This is a genomic window from Streptomyces sp. NPDC048664 (assembly GCF_040650555.1).
Classification (GTDB): domain Bacteria; phylum Actinomycetota; class Actinomycetes; order Streptomycetales; family Streptomycetaceae; genus Streptomyces.
In genome coordinates this window covers 69,910-89,014 of the sequence record NZ_JBEZHK010000020.1, presented here as the reverse complement: position 1 = coordinate 89,014, position 19,105 = coordinate 69,910, and the positions used below count along the sequence as shown (strand labels likewise).

11 protein-coding genes are annotated in these 19,105 nt (G+C 72.0%); 9 read left to right on the top strand and 2 right to left on the bottom strand.

The genetic code is table 11. The features are described 5' to 3' along the window. Positions 1-5: 5 nt before the first annotated feature. Both smc and AB0C59_RS22010 read left to right on the top strand, forming a co-directional pair. The gene (smc, locus tag AB0C59_RS22015; protein ID WP_363007054.1) at positions 6-3,560 is read left to right on the top strand and encodes a chromosome segregation protein SMC; all 3,555 of its coding nucleotides are present in this window, start codon (positions 6-8) and stop codon (positions 3,558-3,560) included. 227 nt (positions 3,561-3,787) lie between these two features. Continuing rightward, positions 3,788-5,206 (top strand): sugar porter family MFS transporter, encoded by a 1,419-nt coding sequence (locus tag AB0C59_RS22010; protein ID WP_363007052.1) that lies wholly within the window; start codon positions 3,788-3,790, stop codon positions 5,204-5,206. Positions 5,207-5,332: 126 nt separating this feature from the next. Here AB0C59_RS22010 and AB0C59_RS22005 read toward each other — a convergent pair whose 3' ends face one another. Beyond that, on the bottom strand, positions 5,333-6,304 hold the full coding sequence (locus AB0C59_RS22005; RefSeq protein ID WP_363007153.1) for an LLM class flavin-dependent oxidoreductase: 972 nt from the start codon (positions 6,302-6,304) through the stop codon (positions 5,333-5,335). 133 nt (positions 6,305-6,437) lie between these two features. Between AB0C59_RS22005 and ftsY the strand changes: the two genes are divergently transcribed. After that, positions 6,438-7,649, top strand: a complete 1,212-nt coding sequence (ftsY, locus tag AB0C59_RS22000; RefSeq protein WP_363007050.1) for a signal recognition particle-docking protein FtsY — start codon at positions 6,438-6,440, stop codon at positions 7,647-7,649. A gap of 224 nt (positions 7,650-7,873) precedes the next feature. Here ftsY and AB0C59_RS21995 read toward each other — a convergent pair whose 3' ends face one another. After that, positions 7,874-8,542: a bifunctional DNA primase/polymerase gene (locus AB0C59_RS21995; protein WP_363007048.1), complete on the bottom strand. Its 669-nt coding sequence runs from the start codon at positions 8,540-8,542 to the stop codon at positions 7,874-7,876. 444 nt (positions 8,543-8,986) lie between these two features. On the opposite strand from AB0C59_RS21995, the gene AB0C59_RS21990 reads away from it, so the two are divergent. The 6 genes from AB0C59_RS21990 (at position 8,987) to ftsH (ending at position 18,824) form a co-directional block, all read left to right on the top strand. Then, on the top strand, positions 8,987-10,489 hold the full coding sequence (locus AB0C59_RS21990; protein WP_363007046.1) for a hypothetical protein: 1,503 nt from the start codon (positions 8,987-8,989) through the stop codon (positions 10,487-10,489). 384 nt (positions 10,490-10,873) lie between these two features. Further along, positions 10,874-12,256 carry an ammonium transporter gene (locus AB0C59_RS21985; RefSeq protein WP_363007044.1) on the top strand — a complete coding sequence of 461 codons (1,383 nt, stop codon included), beginning with the start codon at positions 10,874-10,876 and terminating at the stop codon, positions 12,254-12,256. After that, positions 12,253-12,591: a P-II family nitrogen regulator gene (locus AB0C59_RS21980; protein WP_363007042.1), complete on the top strand. Its 339-nt coding sequence runs from the start codon at positions 12,253-12,255 to the stop codon at positions 12,589-12,591. Before AB0C59_RS21985 ends, AB0C59_RS21980 begins: the two co-directional genes overlap by 4 nt. 58 nt (positions 12,592-12,649) lie before the next feature. After that, on the top strand, positions 12,650-15,112 hold the full coding sequence (locus AB0C59_RS21975) for a [protein-PII] uridylyltransferase (RefSeq protein ID WP_363007040.1): 2,463 nt from the start codon (positions 12,650-12,652) through the stop codon (positions 15,110-15,112). 133 nt (positions 15,113-15,245) lie between these two features. After that, positions 15,246-16,796, top strand: coding sequence for a signal recognition particle protein (ffh, locus tag AB0C59_RS21970; RefSeq protein ID WP_363007038.1), 1,551 nt, complete (start codon positions 15,246-15,248; stop codon positions 16,794-16,796). 93 nt (positions 16,797-16,889) lie between these two features. Next, the gene (ftsH, locus tag AB0C59_RS21965) at positions 16,890-18,824 is read left to right on the top strand and encodes an ATP-dependent zinc metalloprotease FtsH (RefSeq protein ID WP_363007036.1); all 1,935 of its coding nucleotides are present in this window, start codon (positions 16,890-16,892) and stop codon (positions 18,822-18,824) included. Positions 18,825-19,105 lie beyond the last annotated feature (281 nt).

The window sequence follows — 19,105 nt, the reverse complement described above, 5'->3', positions numbered from 1 at the left end:
GCGGCGTGCACCTCAAGGCCCTGACTCTTCGCGGGTTCAAGTCGTTCGCCTCGGCGACCACCCTCCGGTTCGAACCGGGGATCACATGTGTCGTGGGCCCGAACGGTTCGGGCAAGTCCAACGTCGTTGACGCGCTCAGCTGGGTCATGGGCGAGCAGGGCGCCAAATCGCTGCGCGGCGGAAAGATGGAGGACGTCATCTTCGCCGGCACCACCGGCCGCCCGCCGCTCGGCCGCGCCGAGGTGTCCCTGACCATCGACAACAGCGACGGCGCCCTCCCCATCGAGTACGCCGAGGTCACCATCACGCGGATCATGTTCCGCAACGGCGGCAGCGAGTACCAGATCAACGGCGACACCTGCCGCCTGCTCGACATCCAGGACCTGCTCTCCGACTCCGGCATCGGACGCGAGATGCACGTCATCGTCGGCCAGGGCCAGCTCGACTCCGTCCTGCACGCCGACCCGATGGGCCGCCGCGCCTTCATCGAGGAGGCCGCCGGCGTCCTCAAACACCGCAAGCGCAAGGAGAAGGCGCTGCGCAAACTGGACGCCATGCAGGCGAACCTCGCCCGCGTCCAGGACCTCACCGACGAACTGCGCCGCCAGCTCAAACCGCTGGGACGGCAGGCCGCGGTCGCGCGCCGGGCGGCCGTCATCCAGGCCGATCTGCGCGACGCCCGGCTGCGCCTGCTCGCCGACGACCTCGTACGGCTGAAGGACGCCCTCAGGACCGAGGTCGCGGACGAGGCCGCGCTCAAGGAGCGCAAGGAGAGCGCCGAGACCGAACTGAAGAGGGCGCTCCAGCGCGAGGCACTGCTGGAGGACCAGGTGCGGCAGCTGACGCCCCGTCTTCAGCGGGCCCAGCAGGACTGGTACGAACTCTCCCAGCTCGCCGAACGGGTGCGCGGCACGATCTCGCTCGCCGACGCCCGGGTGAAGAGCGCCACCTCGGCGCCCCCCGAGGAACGCCGTGGGCGCGACCCCGAGGACATGGAGCGTGAGGCCGCCCGGATCCGCGAGCAGGAGGCCGAGCTGGAGGCCGCGCTGGAAGCGGCCGAGCGGGCCCTGGACGACACCGTCGCCCACCGCGCCGAACTGGAACGCGAACTGGCGGTCGAGGAACGCCGGCTGAAGGACGCGGCCCGTGCCATCGCCGACCGCCGTGAAGGGCTCGCCCGACTGAACGGGCAGGTCGGCGCGGCCCGTTCACGCGCCGCCTCCGCCCAGGCCGAGATCGACCGCCTCGCCACCGCCCGCGACGAGGCACAGGAACGCGCCGTCGCCGCCCAGGAGGAGTACGAGGCGCTCAAGGCCGAGGTCGACGGGCTCGACGCCGGCGACGCGGACCTGGCCGAGCGGCACGACGTCGCCAAGCGGGCCCTCGCCGAGGCCGAGACGGCCCTGGCGACCGCCCGCGAGGCCGCCGTCTCGGCCGAACGCCGACACGCCGCGGTGGCAGCCCGGCGCGAGGCCCTGGCCCTGGGCCTGCGCCGCAAGGACGGCACGGGCGCCCTGCTGAACGAGGGCGACCGCCTGGCCGGACTGCTCGGCCCCGCGGCCGAACTGCTCTCCGTCACCCCCGGCCACGAGGTCGCGCTCGCCGCCGCCTTCGGCGCCGCGGCGGACGCGGTCGCGGTGGACACCCCGGCCGCGGCGGCCGAGGCGATCCGGCTGCTGCGCAAACAGGACGCCGGCCGCGCGGCGCTGCTGCTCGGCGGCGCCCCCGACGACGTACCGGAGCAGCCGCCCGCCCCCGGAGTGCCGTACGCCGCCGATCTCGTGCGCGGTCCCGGAGAGCTGCTGCCCGCCGTCCGCCGACTGCTGCGCGGCATCGTCGTGGTGGGCACCCTGGAGGAGGCCGAGGACCTGGTCCGTGCCCGCCCCGAGCTGACCGCCGTCACCGCCGAGGGGGATCTGCTGGGGGCGCACTTCGCGCACGGCGGCTCCGCCGGTGCGCCGAGCCTCCTGGAGGTCCAGGCCTCCGTGGACGAGGCCGACGCCGAGCTGGCCGAGCTGGCCGTGCGGTGCGAGGAACTGGCCGCCCGGCAGCGGCTCGCCGTGGAGCAGCGCAGGGAGCACGCCGCCCTGGTCGAGGAGCTGGGGGAGCGGCGCGGGGCGGCCGACCGGGAGAAGTCCTCCGTCGCCCAGCAGCTGGGCCGGCTCGCCGGCCAGGCACGGGGCGCCGCCGGGGAGGCCGAGCGCTCCACCGCCGCGGCGGCCCGCGCGCAGGAGGCGCTGGACAAGGCCCTCGGGGAGGTCGAGGAACTCGCCGAGCGGCTCGCCGTCGCCGAGGAGATGCCGGTTCAGGAGGAGCCCGACACCTCCGGGCGCGACCGGCTCGCCGCCGACGGCGCGAACGCCCGGCAGACCGAGATGGAGGCCAGGCTCCAGGTCCGCACCCACGAGGAGCGGGTCAAGGGCCTGGCCGGACGCGCCGACTCCCTGGACCGGGGCGCGCGCGCCGAACGCGAGGCGCGCGCCCGTGCCGAGCAGCGGCAGGCCCGGCTGCGCCACGAGGCGGCCGTGGCCGAGGCCGTGGCCGTGGGCGCGCGGCAGCTCCTCGCCCATGTCGAGGTGTCCCTGAGCCGGGCGGACGCCGAGCGCACCGCGGCCGACACGGCCAAGGCCCGCCGTGAGGAGCAGCTCGCCGCCGCCCGCACCGAGGGGCGCGACCTCAAGGCGGAGCTGGACAAGCTCACCGACTCCGTGCACCGGGGCGAGGTGCTCGGCGCCGAGAAGCGGCTGCGGATCGAGCAGCTGGAGGCCAAGGCGCTGGAGGAACTCGGCGTCGAGCCGGCCGGGCTGATCGCCGAGTACGGCCCCCACCAGCCGGTGCCGCCCTCGCCGCCCGCCGAGGGCGAGGAGCTTCCCGAGGACCCGGAGCATCCGCGCAACCAGCCGCGCCCGTTCGCGCGCGGTGAGCAGGAGAAGCGGCTCAAGGCCGCCGAGCGCGCCCACCAGCAGCTCGGCAAGGTCAACCCGCTGGCCCTGGAGGAGTTCGCGGCGCTGGAGGAGCGCCACCAGTTCCTCAGCGAGCAGCTGGAGGACCTCAAGAAGACGCGCACCGACCTGCTCCAGGTGGTCAAGGAGGTGGACGAGCGCGTCGAGCAGGTCTTCACCGAGGCCTACCGGGACACCGCCCGCGAGTTCGAGGGCGTCTTCGGCAGGCTGTTCCCGGGCGGCGAGGGCCGGCTGGTGCTGACCGACCCCGACAACATGCTCACCACGGGGGTGGACGTCGAGGCGCGCCCGCCGGGCAAGAAGGTCAAGCGGCTCTCGCTGCTGTCCGGCGGCGAGCGCTCACTGACCGCCGTGGCCCTGCTCGTGTCCATCTTCAAGGCCAGGCCCAGCCCCTTCTACGTCATGGACGAGGTCGAGGCGGCCCTGGACGACACCAACCTCCAGCGGCTGATCCGCATCATGCAGGAGCTCCAGGAGGCCTCGCAGCTGATCGTGATCACGCACCAGAAGCGCACGATGGAGGTCGCCGACGCGCTGTACGGCGTCTCCATGCAGGGCGACGGTGTGTCGAAGGTCATCTCGCAGCGGCTGCGCTGATCCGCTGATCCCCGGGTAGTCGGAACACGTGTTCCCGCAACCGCAGTTCATGATTCCTTCACTTCTTGAATCCAATGCTCTTGCGGCCTGTGGTTGATTCCCGCTTCTGGACCTATTGACTTCGAAACTTGAAGGCATAGTCTCTGCAACGTTGCTTTTACCTTCAGGTCTCACCTGTAGGGCTGACCCCCACTCCGGCAGTGCAGCCGGAGGCCCGAGGAGTACACGTGACCAGCACAGCGCAGGCACCCCAGCCAGGAGCCAGTACGGCACCCCCGGAACACCTGGGGCACGTCATCTTCATCGCGGCGGCGGCCGCGATGGGCGGCTTCCTCTTCGGCTACGACAGCTCCGTGATCAACGGCGCCGTCGAGGCCATCCGGGACCGCTACGACATCGGTTCCGCGGCGCTCGCCCAGGTCATCGCCATCGCCCTGATCGGCTGCGCCATCGGTGCCGCCACCGCGGGCCGCATAGCCGACCGCATCGGCCGCATCCGGTGCATGCAGATCGCCGCCGCCCTGTTCACCGTCAGCGCGGTCGGCTCGGCCCTGCCCTTCGCCCTGTGGGACCTGGCCCTGTGGCGCGTCGTCGGCGGCTTCGCCATCGGCATGGCCTCCGTGATCGGCCCCGCCTACATCGCCGAGGTCGCCCCGCCCGCCTACCGCGGCCGGCTCGGCTCCTTCCAGCAGGCGGCCATCGTCGTCGGCATCGCCATCTCCCAGCTGGTCAACTGGGGCCTGCTCAACGCCGCCGGCGGCGACCAGCGCGGCAAGCTGATGGGCCTTGAGGCCTGGCAGGTCATGCTCGGCGTGATGGTCGTCCCCGCCGTGCTCTACGGCCTGCTCTCCTTCGCCATCCCCGAGTCCCCGCGCTTCCTGCTCTCCGTCGGCAAGCGGGACCGCGCCCGCGCGATCCTCGCCGAGGTCGAGGGCGAGCGGTCCGACCTGGACGCCCGCGTCGCCGAGATCGAGCACGCCATGACGAGCGAGGACAAGTCCACGTTCAAGGACCTGCTCGGCGGCGGGTTCTTCTTCAAGCCGATCGTCTGGGTCGGTATCGGCCTCTCGGTCTTCCAGCAGTTCGTCGGCATCAACGTGGCGTTCTACTACTCCTCCACGCTGTGGCAGTCCGTCGGCGTCGACCCCGCGGACTCGTTCTTCTACTCGTTCACCACGTCGATCATCAACATCCTCGGCACCGTGATCGCCATGATCTTCGTGGACCGCATCGGCCGTAAGCCGCTGGCCGTCATCGGCTCGGTCGGCATGGCGGTCGGCCTCGCCCTGGAGGCCTGGGCGTTCTCCTCCCACCTGGTCGACGGCCGCCTGCCGAGCACCCAGGGCTGGGTCGCCCTGGTCGCCGCCCACGTCTTCGTGCTCTTCTTCGCCCTGTCCTGGGGCGTGGTCGTCTGGGTCATGCTCGGCGAGATGTTCCCGAACAAGATCCGCGCCGCCGCCCTGGGCGTGGCCGCGGCAGCGCAGTGGGTCGCCAACTGGGCCATCACCGCGAGCTTCCCGTCCCTGGCCGACTGGAACCTGTCCGCGACCTACGTGATCTACACGGTCTTCGCCGCGCTCTCCATCCCGTTCGTCCTGAAGTTCGTCAAGGAGACGAAGGGCAAGTCGCTGGAGGAGATGGGCTGAGCCGCCCCCGAACTCGAGGAGAAGGGCCAAGTCCCCGCTGCCCCTCTCCTCGTACCCTTCCGCAGCCCCCGCCCGGCCACTGCCCGGGCGGGGGCTGCGGTGCGCACCGGCCTCGGGCCGTGCGGGTCAGTCGCCGAGCCGCGGCAGCACCCGCTCCGCGAACAGCGTGAGGCTCCGCCAGCCCTCCTCCAGCGGCATCCCGCCCGCCAGCGGATGCAGGACGAGGCTGTCGAGCCCCTGGGTCAGGCACTCGTCCGGCGTGAGGATCTGGTAGACGCCCTCCGCCCGCAGCTCGTCCACGGTCGTCGCCGCCGACTTCACCGCCGAGCGGATGTCCCCGGACTGCCAGGAGGCGTACGTCCGTGCCTCGTGCAGGAAGTGGCGCCCGTACGCGGCCCACGACCGGTCCGGGTCCTCGGCGATGTGCAGCAGCGGGGTGCGGGCCGCGGGCATCATCGTCCAGCCCTCCGTCCCGTACTCCACGAGCCGCTCCTTGTAGTACGCCTCCAGCTCGGGCAGATGCGCGCTCGGGAAGAACGGGAGCCCCAGGCGGGCCGCGCGACGGGCCGCCGCCTTCGAGGAGCCGCCCACCAGCAGCAAAGGGTGCGGCTGGGTGTACGGACGCGGGGTGACGCGCACGGTACGGCCGCGCCAGGTGAACTCCTCACCGGTCCACGCCTTCAGCAGGGTCTCGAGCAGCTCGTCCTGCAGCCTCCCGCGCCGCTTCCACTCCACGTCGAACAGGGCGTACTCCTCGGGCCGGTACCCGATGCCCGCGACCGTGACCAGGCGGCCGCCGCTGAGCAGGTCAAGGACGGCGATCTCCTCGGCCAGGCGCAGCGGGTCGTGCAACGGGCCAATGATCGCGGAGACGGTGACCGCGATGTTCCGGGTGGCTCCGAACACCGTCCCCGCGAAGGAGAACGGCGAGGGCAGCCAGTTGTTCTCGGCCCCGTGGTGCTCCTCCGTCTGCACGGTGGTGATCCCGTGCTCGTCGGCGTACGCGGCCATCTCCACCGCCGCCCGGTAGCGGGCCTGCAGCGAGACGGGGGTCGCGCCGGGCTCCACGAGGTTGAAACGTACGACCGTGACGGGCATGAGGGCCCCCTTCGCCTTGGCCGGGCGGGTGTGCAGGGGGACGGTAGCTGACGGTGTGTCAGACATCCAGGGACGTGAACCCCGGAGCCGTCGCCGAACCGCCCGGGGGCCGGTCCCGCATACTGGTGCCGTTATGGAAACCATCATCCTTGCTGTAGTCATCGCCGTGGTCGTGATCGGCGCGCTCGGCGGGCTGATCGTCAGCAGCCGGCGCGGAAAGCCGCTGCCTCCGGCGCCGCCGACGACGCCCGACATCACCGCCCCTCCGGCCGAGCCGCACGTCGGCGAAGAAGCCGAGAAACCGAGCGACGAGGAACGCCGGACGATCGAGGAGGTGGGTCTTCCGGGCGGTTCCCCTCCCGTCGCGGTCGAGGAACCGCCGTCCGTCGAAGCGCCCGAAGCGCCTCCGATCGAGATCCCCGAACCGGCCGCCGGTCGTCTGGTCCGCCTGCGCGCCCGCCTGTCCCGCTCGCAGAACGCGCTGGGCAAGGGGCTGCTCACGCTCCTGTCCCGCGAGCACCTCGACGAGGACACCTGGGAGGAGATCGAGGACACGCTGCTGACCGCCGACATCGGTGTGCAGCCCACCCAGGAACTGGTCGAACGGCTGCGCGAAAGGGTGAAGGTGCTCGGCACCCGCACCCCGCAGGAGCTGCGCACGCTGCTGCGTGAGGAGCTGCTCACGCTGGTCGGTCCCGACATGGACCGCACCGTCCACACCGAGCCCGAGTCCAGCAAGCCCGGCATCGTGATGGTCGTCGGGGTGAACGGCACCGGCAAGACCACCACCACCGGCAAGCTGGCCCGCGTCCTCGTGGCCGACGGCCGTACCGTCGTCCTCGGCGCCGCCGACACCTTCCGTGCCGCCGCCGCCGACCAGCTCCAGACCTGGGGCGAGCGCGTCGGAGCCCACACCGTGCGCGGCCCGGAGGCCGGCGACCCCGCCTCCGTCGCCTTCGACGCGGTCAAGGAGGGCAAGGAGATCGGCGCCGACGTCGTCCTCATCGACACGGCCGGCCGGCTGCACACCAAGACCGGGCTCATGGACGAGCTGGGCAAGGTCAAGCGCGTCGTGGAGAAGCACGCACCGATCGACGAGGTGCTGCTCGTGCTCGACGCCACCACCGGGCAGAACGGCCTGGTGCAGGCCCGCGTCTTCGCCGAGGTGGTCGACATCACCGGCATCGTGCTCACCAAGCTCGACGGCACGGCGAAGGGTGGCATCGTGGTCGCGGTCCAGCGAGAGCTGGGCGTACCGGTGAAGTTGGTGGGCCTCGGTGAGGGCGCCGACGACCTGGCCCCCTTCGAGCCCGAGGCGTTCGTGGACGCCCTGATCGGCGACTGACCCCTCCCCACGGCCCGGCCGAGCCTCCCGCTCGCCCGGGCCGTGGCCCCGGCTCGCTGTCCGCCAGCCACCGAGTCGCCGCACACCGCGTGCCCAGACCCGGCACACCCAGTCCGCAGGCCCCGGCCGACCTTTCGCCCCGGCCAAGCCCGGCACATTCAGCCCGTCCGGCGTTTGAGGACGAGGCCGTGCAGGCCGATGACCCGGTGCACCCCCGCCGGAGGCTACCCGCGGCCCCCCGACCGATGCGCCACGTACGCCAACGCCCCGATCACCAGCCGCACAGCCGGCGGCCTCGCCGCCGACTCCAGCGCCGGCGCCCGCAGCCAGCGAACCGGCCCCAGCCCGCCCCGGTCCGACGGCGGCGCCGTGACATACGCCCCGGGCCCCAGGCCGTGCAGATCCAGCACCGCGTCGTCCCACGCCATCCGGTACAGCAGCCCGGGCAGCGCGGCCGCCGACCCCGGCGAGACGAAGAACTGGGCCCGTCCCTCGGGCGTCACCGTCACCGGCCCCAGTGGCAGCCCCATGCGCTCCAGCCGGACCAGCGCCCGCCGCCCCGCCGCCTCGGCGACCTCGATCACGTCGAACGCGCCGCCGACCGGCAGCATCACCGCCGCCCCCGGCACCTCGCCCCACGCGTCGACCGCGTCGTCGAGCGTCGCGCCCGCCCGCACCACGGGGGTGGTGTCCAGCGGATGCGCGCCGGGTGCGGGGCAGTCCCGCCTGCCGCAGGAGCACGCCCCCGCGACCGCCCGCGCGCCGGGCACCACGTCCCAGCCCCACAGTCCCGCGTACTCGGCCACGGCCGTGCACTCCGTGGAGCGACTCCGGCGCCGCGCGCCGGGCCGGATCTCGCGGATGGCCCGCGTGCCGCCGATCGTGAAGCCCATGCCCCCTCCAACGGGTCCGGCGCACAGATGGTTACGTGACGAACCGACCAGGTGACTCTGTGTAGTTCGTGCAGCGAACGCGCGCCCGGATGTCACGGGTTCCGGGTGGCGCCCAGGCGCATCCGGGGGCGTGTGCCCGGTGGCGCGCGCCGACCGATGCTCCCCTCCATCCGCTTTCGGCCGTCATGTGTCAAGTGAATCGCGCGAAGGCCACGGCGCGTTCATTCGAAGGGGTGGCGAATGGTGGCGCTTCTGCAATCGCCATGGCTGGGCCAGTGATCGTGGGACTACGGTCAGTGCACAAGTCCAATGGATGCGTGCATTCGTGGGTATGCCGGAGGCAACCGGGTCCTGTCCGAACGAGTGAGAACCACCGGACGCGAAACGGCGACCATCGGCATTCTGGTAGGGCTTGGCCCACACAGCGCACAAGTGGTTTGAGGGATGGGGGCGTTCCAGGTGGACGGCAACGGCGGCGGCAACAGCGGTGGCAGTACCCACGCTGACAAGCGCCCGAACGAGTTGCTCGGCTCGTGGTTCACGCGCAGCGGCTGGTCCAAGGGCGAGCTGGCACGCCAGGTCAACCGCAGAGCCCGCCAGATGGGCGCCGCCCACATCTCCACGGACACCTCGCGGGTGCGCCGCTGGCTCGACGGAGAGAACCCGCGCGAACCCATCCCGCGCATCCTCTCGGAGCTGTTCTCGGAGCGTTTCGGCTGTGTGGTCGCCGTCGAGGACCTCGGGCTGCGCACCGCGCACCAGTCACCCTCGGTGTCCGGCATCGACCTCCCCTGGACGGGCCCCCAGACGGTCGCGCTGATCGGTGAGTTCTCCCGCAGCGACCTGATGCTGGCCCGGCGCGGCTTCCTCGGCAGCTCGCTGGCCCTGTCCGCCGGCCCCGCCCTCATCGAGCCCATGCAGCGCTGGCTCGTGCCCGGCCCCACCGCCCCGCGCGAGGAGCCCGAGCCCCAGTCCACCGGGCGCGGCCGCAGCCGGCTGTCCCGGCCCGAGCTCGACCTCCTCGAGGCCACCACGGTGATGTTCCGCACATGGGACGCGCAGTGCGGCGGCGGCCTGCGCCGCAAGGCCGTCGTCGGACAGCTGCACGAGGTGACCGACCTCCTCCAGGAGCCCCAGACCGGGCCGACCACCAGGCGGCTGTTCAAGGTGGCCGCCGAGCTGGCCGAGCTGGCCGGCTGGATGAGCTACGACGTGGGGCTCCAGCCCACCGCCCAGAAGTACTTCGTCCTCGCCCTGCACGCCGCGAAGGAGGCCGGCGACAAGCCGCTGGGCTCCTTCATCCTCTCCAGCATGAGCCGCCAGATGATCCACCTCGGCCGGCCCGACGACGCCCTGGAGCTCATCCACCTCGCCCAGTACGGCAGCCGGGACTGCGCGGGCCCCCGCACCCAGGCCATGCTGTATGCGATGGAGGCCCGCGCGTACGCGAACATGGGCCAGCCCGGCAAGTGCAAGCGGGCCGTGCGCATGGCCGAGGCCACCTTCGGTGACGTGGCCGACATCGACGAGCCCGAGCCCGACTGGATCCGCTTCTTCTCCGAGGGCGAGCTGTACGCGGAGAACGCCCACTCCTACCGCGACCTCGCCTATGCCGCGGGCCGCAGCCCCGTCTACGCCGCCGACGCCGAGCCCCTGATGCGCAAGGCGGTGGAGCTGTTCGCCGTGGACGACGTCCACCAGCGGTCGTACGCGCTCAACCTCATCGGCATGGCCTCCGTGCACCTGCTCAGGCGAGAGCCCGAACCGGGTGCGGTGATGGCCAGGCGGTCCATGGAGATCGCCCGCAAGGTGCGGTCCGAGCGGGTGAACACGCGTATCCGCAAGACCGTCGACACGGCCGTACGCGATTTCGGCGGCCTCGCCGAGATCACCGAACTCACCGACCATCTCGCCACCCACCTGCCCGAGACCGCCGAAGCAGTCTGACCCCCCCGGGCCCACCCCACCCCGTGGGCCCCACCGCACTCCGGCCGCGGCCGCCATCCCGAACCGCCCGACTCGGCTCCCCCATGCCAGGTCATCGGATGGCGCCGCGGCCGGGCTGTTCCACGGCACACTCCGCGCCACGGCGCTGCGCGAACGCGCGCCGCACGGGGGAGTGCGCCACCATATCGAGCAGCACCACCGTCATCCGGCAGTTCACCCACGCGTAACACGCCCGGCGCCTTCGTCACTGCGGCGAAACATCGAGGGGCTTCGACCGAAACCGCGCTGCGCCAATCTCATGGCGCACAACCGGCCAGCCCCTCATGACCGCACCGCTCCCAGGCTTCGCCCCCACGGGGCCGCACAACCGACGAGGAGACGCCGATGGCACCAGCCGCCATCATGCTCGCGGCGGACGCACCCAAGCTGTCGTCCGCCAACACAGGCTTCATGTTGATCTGTTCCGCCCTGGTGATGCTGATGACGCCGGGCCTGGCCTTCTTCTACGGAGGCATGGTCCGCGTCAAGAGCACCCTGAACATGCTGATGATGAGCTTCATCAGCCTGGGGATCGTCACCATCCTGTGGGTGCTCTACGGCTTCTCGATGTCCTTCGGAGCCGACAAGGGCTCCCTCGTCGGCTGGACCTCCGACTGGGTCGGCTTCTCCGGCATCGGCAAGACGGACCTGTGGCCCGGCTACACCATCCCGGTCTTCGTCTTCGCCGTCTTCCAGCTGATGTTCGCCATCATCACTCCCGCCCTGATCAGCGGCGCCCTGGCCGACCGCGTGAAGTTCTCCGCCTGGTCGATCTTCGTGGTGCTGTGGGTCACGATCGTCTACTTCCCGGTCGCCCACTGGGTCTGGGGCACCGGCGGCTGGGCCTTCGAACTCGGTGTGATCGACTTCGCCGGCGGCACCGCGGTCCACATCAACGCCGGTGCGGCGGCGCTCGGCGTGATCCTCGTCATCGGCAAGCGGGTCGGCTTCAAGAAGGACCCGATGCGCCCGCACAGCCTCCCCCTGGTGATGCTCGGCGCGGGTCTGCTGTGGTTCGGCTGGTTCGGCTTCAACGCCGGCTCCTGGCTCGGGAACGACGACGGCGTGGGCCCCCTGATGTTCGTCAACACCCAGGTCGCCACCGGCGCCGCCATGCTCGCCTGGCTCGCCTACGAGAAGATCCGGCACGGCGCATTCACCACGCTGGGCGCCGCCTCCGGCGCCGTCGCGGGACTGGTCGCGATCACCCCGTCGGGCGGCGCCGTCTCCCCGCTCGGCGCCATCGCGGTCGGCGCCATCGCGGGCGTGCTGTGCGCCATGGCCGTCGGCCTCAAGTACCGGTTCGGCTTCGACGACTCCCTGGACGTCGTGGGCGTCCACATGGTCGGCGGCATCCTCGGCTCCCTGCTCATCGGGTTCTTCGCCAGCGGCAAGGGCCAGTCCGACGTCAAGGGCATCTTCTACGGCGGCGGCCCGGACCAGCTGTGGAAGCAGTGCGCCGGTGTGTTCGCGGTCCTCGCCTACTCCCTGATCGCCTCCGCCGTCCTCGCCTTCCTCCTCGACAGGACGATCGGCATGCGCGTCACCGAGGACGAGGAGGTCTCCGGCATCGACCAGGCCGAGCACGCCGAGACCGCCTACGACTTCAGCGGCGCCGGCGGCGGCGTCATCACCTCCGCTCTCTCGGCCCTGGCCACCGAGGGCAGGAAGCCGGACAGCGGGAAGTCGGACGGCAAGCAGCCGCACAGCAAGAAGGTGGACGTATGAAGCTCATCACCGCCGTCGTCAAACCGCACCGGCTCGACGAGATCAAGGAGGCCCTCCAGGCCTACGGTGTCCACGGCCTGACCGTCACCGAGGCCAGCGGCTACGGCCGCCAGCGAGGACACACCGAGGTCTACCGCGGCGCCGAGTACACCGTCGACCTGGTACCCAAGATCCGTATAGAGGTACTGGCCGAGGACGACGACGCCGAACAGCTGGTCGAGGTCATCGTCAAGGCGGCCCGTACCGGCAAGATCGGGGACGGCAAGGTCTGGTCCGTCCCGGTCGAGACGGCCGTGCGGGTCAGGACCGGCGAGCGCGGCCCCGACGCGCTGTAGCGGGCCCGCGCACGAAGCACCGACGAAGCGCGAAGCACCGACGAACAGGAGTCGCTGGGTGAGGGGCATGGACGTACACACGGAAGCGGAAGACCCCGGACCCGGCGGCTACGCGGCGGCCCGGCTGCGCCTCCTCCAGGAGGAGGCGCGGTCCGGGCCGCCGCGCCGTGCCGCCCTCGCGGAGCTGACGGACGACTGGCTCGCCGGACTGTTCACCAGCGGCGCCGAAGCCGAAGGGCTGCGCGGCGTCTCGCTCATCGCCGTGGGCGGCTACGGCCGCGGCGAACTGTCCCCGCGCAGCGACCTCGACCTCCTGCTGCTCCACGACGCGGAGGACGGCAAGGCCGTCGCCGCCCTCGCCGACCGCCTCTGGTACCCCGTCTGGGACCTAGGCCTGGACCTCGACCACTCCGTGCGCACCCCGGCCGAGGCCCGCAGAACCGCCACCGAGGACCTCAAGGCCCAGCTCGGCCTCCTCGACGCCCGCCACCTCGCGGGCGACCGCGGCCTCACCGCCGGCCTGCGCACCGCCGTCCTCGCCGACTGGCGCAACCAGGCCCCCAAGCGCCTGCCCGAGCTGCGGGAACTGTGCGCCGAGCGCGCCGAGCGCCAGGGCGAACTCCAGTACCTCCTGGAGCCTGACCTCAAGGAGGCGCGCGGCGGACTGCGCGACGCCACCGCCCTGCGCGCGGTCGCCGCCTCCTGGCTCGCCGACGCCCCCCGCGAGGGCCTCGCCGACGCCCGGCGCCGGCTCCTGGACGTCCGGGACGCGCTCCACCTCGCCACCGGACGCGCCACCGACCGGCTCGCCCTCCAGGAACAGGACCAGGTCGCCGGCGCCCTCGGCCTCCTGGACGCCGACACCCTGCTGCGCCAGGTGTACGAGGCGGCCCGCGTCATCTCCTACGCCAGCGACGTGACCTGGCGCGAGGTCGGACGCGTCCTGCGCTCACGGGCCGTGCGCCCCCGACTGCGGGCGATGCTGAGCGGCGGCAAACCCACGGCCGAGCGCACCCCGCTCGCCGAGGGCGTGGTCGAGCACGACGGCGAGGCCGTCCTCGCCCGCACCGCCCGGCCCGAACGCGACCCCGTCCTGCCCCTGCGGGCCGCGGCCGCCGCCGCCCAGGCCGGCATCCCGCTCTCCCTGCACGCCGTCCGCCGCATGGCCACCGCACTGCGCCCCCTGCCCACCCCCTGGCCCGCCGAGGCCCGGGAGCAGCTGGTCACCCTCCTCGGCTCCGGCCGCCCGACCGTGGACGTCTGGGAGGCACTCGAAGCCGAAGGGCTCGTCACCCGCCTGCTGCCCGACTGGGAGCGCGTCCGCTGCCGCCCGCAGCGCAACGCCGTCCACCTGTGGACCGTCGACCGGCACCTGATCGAGACGGCGGTACGGGCCTCCGAGATGACCCGCCGCGTCGGCAGGCCCGACCTGCTCCTGGTCGCCGCGCTCCTGCACGACATCGGCAAGGGCTGGCCAGGCGACCACAGTGCGGCGGGCGAGACCATCGCCCGTGACGTGGCCGCCCGCATCGGTTTCGACCACGACGACGCGGCCGTCCTCGCCGCCCTCGTACGCCACCACCTGCTGCTCGTGGAGACGGCCACCCGACGCGACCTGGACGACCCGGCCACCGTACGGTCGGTCGCCGACGCCGTCGGCAGCCAGAGCACCCTGGAACTGCTGCACGCCCTGACCGAGGCGGACGCCCTGGCCACCGGCCCGGCCGCCTGGTCCACCTGGCGCGCCGGTCTCGTCAACGAACTCGTCACCCGCGTCGCGGCCGCCCTCGCGGGCCAGACCCCCGGCGAGGCCGAGCCCGCGGCGCCCAGCGCCGAACAGGAACGGCTGGCCGTCGAGGCGTTCCGCACGGGCGGCCCCGTCCTGACCCTGCGGGCCCAGAGCGAACCCCCGGCCGACGCGGGGGAGACCGGCGGGCAGCCCGAGCCGCTCGGCGTGCAGCTCGTGATCGCCGTGCCGGACCAGCCGGGCGTCCTCCCCGCCGTCTCAGGGGTACTGGCCCTGCACCGCCTGACCGTCGGCACCGCCGAGCTCGGCAGCCTGACCCTGCCGTCCGACGTGGACGACGGCGGCTCCGTCCTGCTGCTGAACTGGCGCGTCGCGGCCGAGTACGGCTCCCTGCCCCAGGCCGCCCGGCTGCGCGCCGACCTCGTACGGGCCCTGGAGGGCACCCTGGACATCGCCGCGCGCCTCGCGGAGCGGGACGCGGCCTACCCGCGCCGCCGGGGCCTCCTCGCGCCGCCGCCCCGGGTCACGGTCGCGTCGGCGGCCTCCCGGCACGCCACGGTGATCGAGGTACGGGCCCAGGACGCACCGGGTCTGCTGTTCCGGATCGGGGCGGCGCTGGAGAAGTCGGGGGTACGGGTGCGGAGCATGCACGTCTCGACGCTCGGGGCCAACGCGGTGGACGCGTTCTATGTGACGGACGACGCCGGAGAGCCCCTGCCGGAGCAGGAGGCCGCGTCCGTGGCGAAGACGCTGGAGGACGCTCTGCGGGCGTGACCTGGGACCGCTCCCACCGCCGCGGGCCCTCGTCCCCTGTCGCCGATACGGCGGCAGGGGACGATTTGGCCGCGGGGCCAGATACTCTGGAGGGCGACCCGATCTGCCGCCTACTCCGAGGACCGACGCCACCGTGTTCGATACTCTCTCCGACCGCCTGTCAGCCACGTTCAAGTCACTTCGGGGCAAGGGCAGGCTGAGCGAGGCGGACATCGACGCCACGGCGCGCGAGATCCGTATCGCACTCCTCGAAGCCGACGTGGCGCTGCCCGTCGTGCGGGCGTTCATCAAGAACGTCAAGGAAAGGTGCCTGGGCGTCGAGGTCTCCAGGGCCCTGAACCCCGCGCAGCAGGTCCTCAAGATCGTCAACGACGAGCTGGTGACGGTGCTCGGCGGGGAGACCCGCCGCCTGCGCTTCGCCAAGCAGCCCCCCACCGTCATCATGCTGGCCGGCCTCCAGGGTGCCGGTAAGACGACCCTCGCCGGAAAGCTGGCGAAGTGGCTCAAGGATCAGGGCCACTCCCCGCTGCTGGTCGCCTGCGACCTCCAGCGCCCCAACGCCGTCAACCAGCTGAGCGTCGTCGCGGACCGCGCGGGCGTCGCCGTCTACGCGCCCGAGCCGGGCAACGGGGTGGGCGACCCGGTCAAGGTCGCCAAGGACTCCGTCGAGCACGCGAGGACCAAGGTCCACGACATCGTGATCGTGGACACCGCCGGCCGCCTGGGCATCGACCAGGAGATGATGCAGCAGGCCGCGGACATCCGCGACGCGGTGCGCCCCGACGAGATCCTCTTCGTCGTGGACGCCATGATCGGTCAGGACGCCGTCAACACGGCCGAGGCGTTCCGTGACGGTGTGGGCTTCGACGGCGTGGTGCTGTCCAAGCTCGACGGCGACGCCCGCGGTGGCGCCGCCCTGTCGATCCGGCACATGACCGGCAAGCCGATCATGTTCGCCTCGAACGGCGAGAAGCTCGACGACTTCGACGCCTTCCACCCGGACCGGATGGCCTCCCGCATCCTCGACATGGGTGACCTGCTCACCCTGATCGAGCAGGCGGAGAAGACGTTCAGCCAGGAAGAGGCCGAGAAGATGGCCTCCAAGCTGGCGTCCAAGAAGGGCCAGGACTTCACCCTGGACGACTTCCTGGCCCAGATGGAGCAGGTCAGGAAGATGGGCAGCATCAGCAAGCTGCTCGGCATGCTCCCGGGCATGGGCCAGATCAAGGACCAGATCAACAACCTCGACGAGCGCGACGTCGACCGGATCGGCGCGATCATCAAGTCGATGACCCCGGGCGAGCGCCAGGACCCGACGATCATCAACGGCTCGCGCCGCGCCCGTATCGCCAAGGGCTCGGGCGTCGAGGTCAGCGCGGTCAAGGGGCTCGTGGAGCGGTTCTTCGAGGCGCGCAAGATGATGTCCCGCATGGCGCAGGGCGGCGGCATGCCCGGCATGCCGGGCATCCCGGGCATGGGCGGCGGCCCCGGCCGCACCAAGAAGCAGCCGAAGAAGGCCAAGGGCAAGCAGCGTTCCGGCAACCCGATGAAGCGCAAGCAGCAGGAGCTGGAGGACGCGCAGCGCCGCGAGGCGGCGGCCCAGGGCGGTGGCGCCCTCGGCCTGCCGGAGCAGGGCGGCAAGGACTTCGAGCTTCCGGACGAGTTCAAGAAGTTCATGGGCTGACATCCCGCCCGCCGTACGACGTCGAGGGCGTCCCCGAGCCGGGGGCGCCCTCAGCGCATGCCGGGGTCGGCCGGGTGCCGTACCGTCCGAAGTATGAGCAATACCGCGCCACCACGCGATCCCCCGGACAAGCCGTGGCGCACCGAGGGCGCGCCGGAGTCGGAGGAGCCGACCCGCCGCCCCGGCTGCAGGAAGATGCGCGGCGGCTGGTGGGGGCTGGTCGTCGCCGCGGTGGTGGTCTTCCTGATCGCCTACGGGGCGCTGTCGTACTACACCTCGACCGGTGAGCCGGCGATCTCCTACACGGAGTTCAGCAGACAGGTCGACCGCGGCAACGTCACCAAGATCTACTCCAAGGGCGACGCGATCCAGGGGGAGCTGCGAAGTTCCCAGCCGAAGCCGGGCGGTGGGACCTACACCAAGTTCAAGACGCAGCGTCCGGCCTTCGCCGACGACAAGCTGTGGCAGAACCTGAGCGCGCACCATGTGACGGTGACGGCCCAGCCGGTGGTGCAGGAGCGCGGCTATCTGTCCAACCTGCTGCTGTCGCTGGTGCCGATCGCGGTGCTGGTCGCGGCGTGGGTGCTCATCGCGCGCCGGGTGCGGTCGGGTCTGGGGGGCATGGGCGGCATGCTGGGGCGCAAGGCGCCGCCCAAGCCGGTCGAGCTGCAGCCGGGCAAGAAGCGCACGACGTTCGCCGACGTGGCCGGGATCGACGAGGTCAAGGGCGAGCTGGACGACGTCGTCGACTTCCTCAGGAATCCGGACGCGTACCGCAGGATGGGCGCGAAGATGCCGCGCGGCGTGCTGCTGACGGGGTCGCCGGGCACCGGCAAGACGCTGCTGGCGCGGGCCGTGGCGGGCGAGGCGGGGGTGCCGTTCTTCTCCGCGTCCGCGTCCGAGTTCATCGAGATGATCGTGGGTGTCGGCGCCTCGCGGGTGCGTGAGCTGTTCGCCGAGGCCCGCAAGATGGCCCCGTCGATCATCTTCATCGACGAGATCGACACGATCGGGCGGGTGCGCGGCGGCGGCGCGTCCGTGAGCGGGCACGACGAGCGCGAGCAGACACTGAACCAGATCCTGACCGAGATGGACGGCTTCTCCGGTTCGGAGGGCGTGATCGTCATCGCGGCCACGAACCGGGCGGACATCCTGGACCCGGCGCTGACCCGGCCGGGCCGCTTCGACCGGCTGGTCAACGTGTCGCCGCCGGACCGCGACGGGCGCGAGGCGATCCTGCGGATCCACACGCGGGACATCCCCCTGGCACCGGGCGTGGACCTGGCGCAGGTGGCGCGGGTGACACCGGGCATGACCGGTGCGGAGCTGGCCAACCTGGCCAACGAGGCGGCGCTGCTGGCGGTGAAGCGCGGGCAGCGCGAGGTGGCGCAGCCCGACCTCATGGAGGCGCTGGAGAAGGTGCAGCTGGGCGCCGAGCGGCCGCTCGTGATGCCGGAGGACGAGCGCCGGCGCACGGCGTACCACGAGAGCGGCCACGCGTTGCTGGGCATGCTCCAGCCGGGCGCGGACCCCGTCCGCAAGATCACCATCGTGCCGCGCGGCAGGGCGCTCGGGGTGACGCTGTCGACGCCCGACGCGGACCGGTACGCGTACACGGAGGAGTACCTGCGCGGCCGGATCATCGGCGCGCTGGGCGGCATGGCGGCGGAGTGCACGGTCTACGGGGTGATCACGACGGGCTCGGAGAACGACCTGGAGCAGGTCACCAACATCGTCCGCGGCATGGTCGCGCGCTGGGGAATGAGCGAGCGGGTGGGCCGCTTCTCGGCTCTGCCGAACGACGCCCAGCAGGCGTACGGGCTCTCGGCGGCGCCGCACACGCTGGATGTGATCGAGAGCGAGATGCGGCGCGTGGTGGACGAGTGCTACGAGGAGGCGTGCCGCAAGCTCCAGGACCACCGCGGCCAACTGGACGCCCTGGCGGAGGCCCTGCTGGCCAACGAAACCCTGGAGGAAGCAGAGGCCTACCGCATCGCCGGCATCCTCCGCACCCGCAAGGACGACTGACCCACCCCGTGTCTGAAGGCGCGCGGGGAACTGCACGAATCCCACAACGCACCGTCAGTTGCCGGCGCACCGGCCCGGGCACGATCTGAAGGGGCGCGGGAACTGCGCGATCCCCACGACGCACCCGCACGTTCCAGCGCCGCCCGGCGTATCGAGGGGCGCGGGGAACTGCGCGAATCCCAGGACGCACGGGCACCCGTCATCGCACCGGCCCGGGCACGATCTGAAGGGGCGCGGGGAACTGCGCGATCCCCACGACGCACCCGCACGTTCCAGCGCCG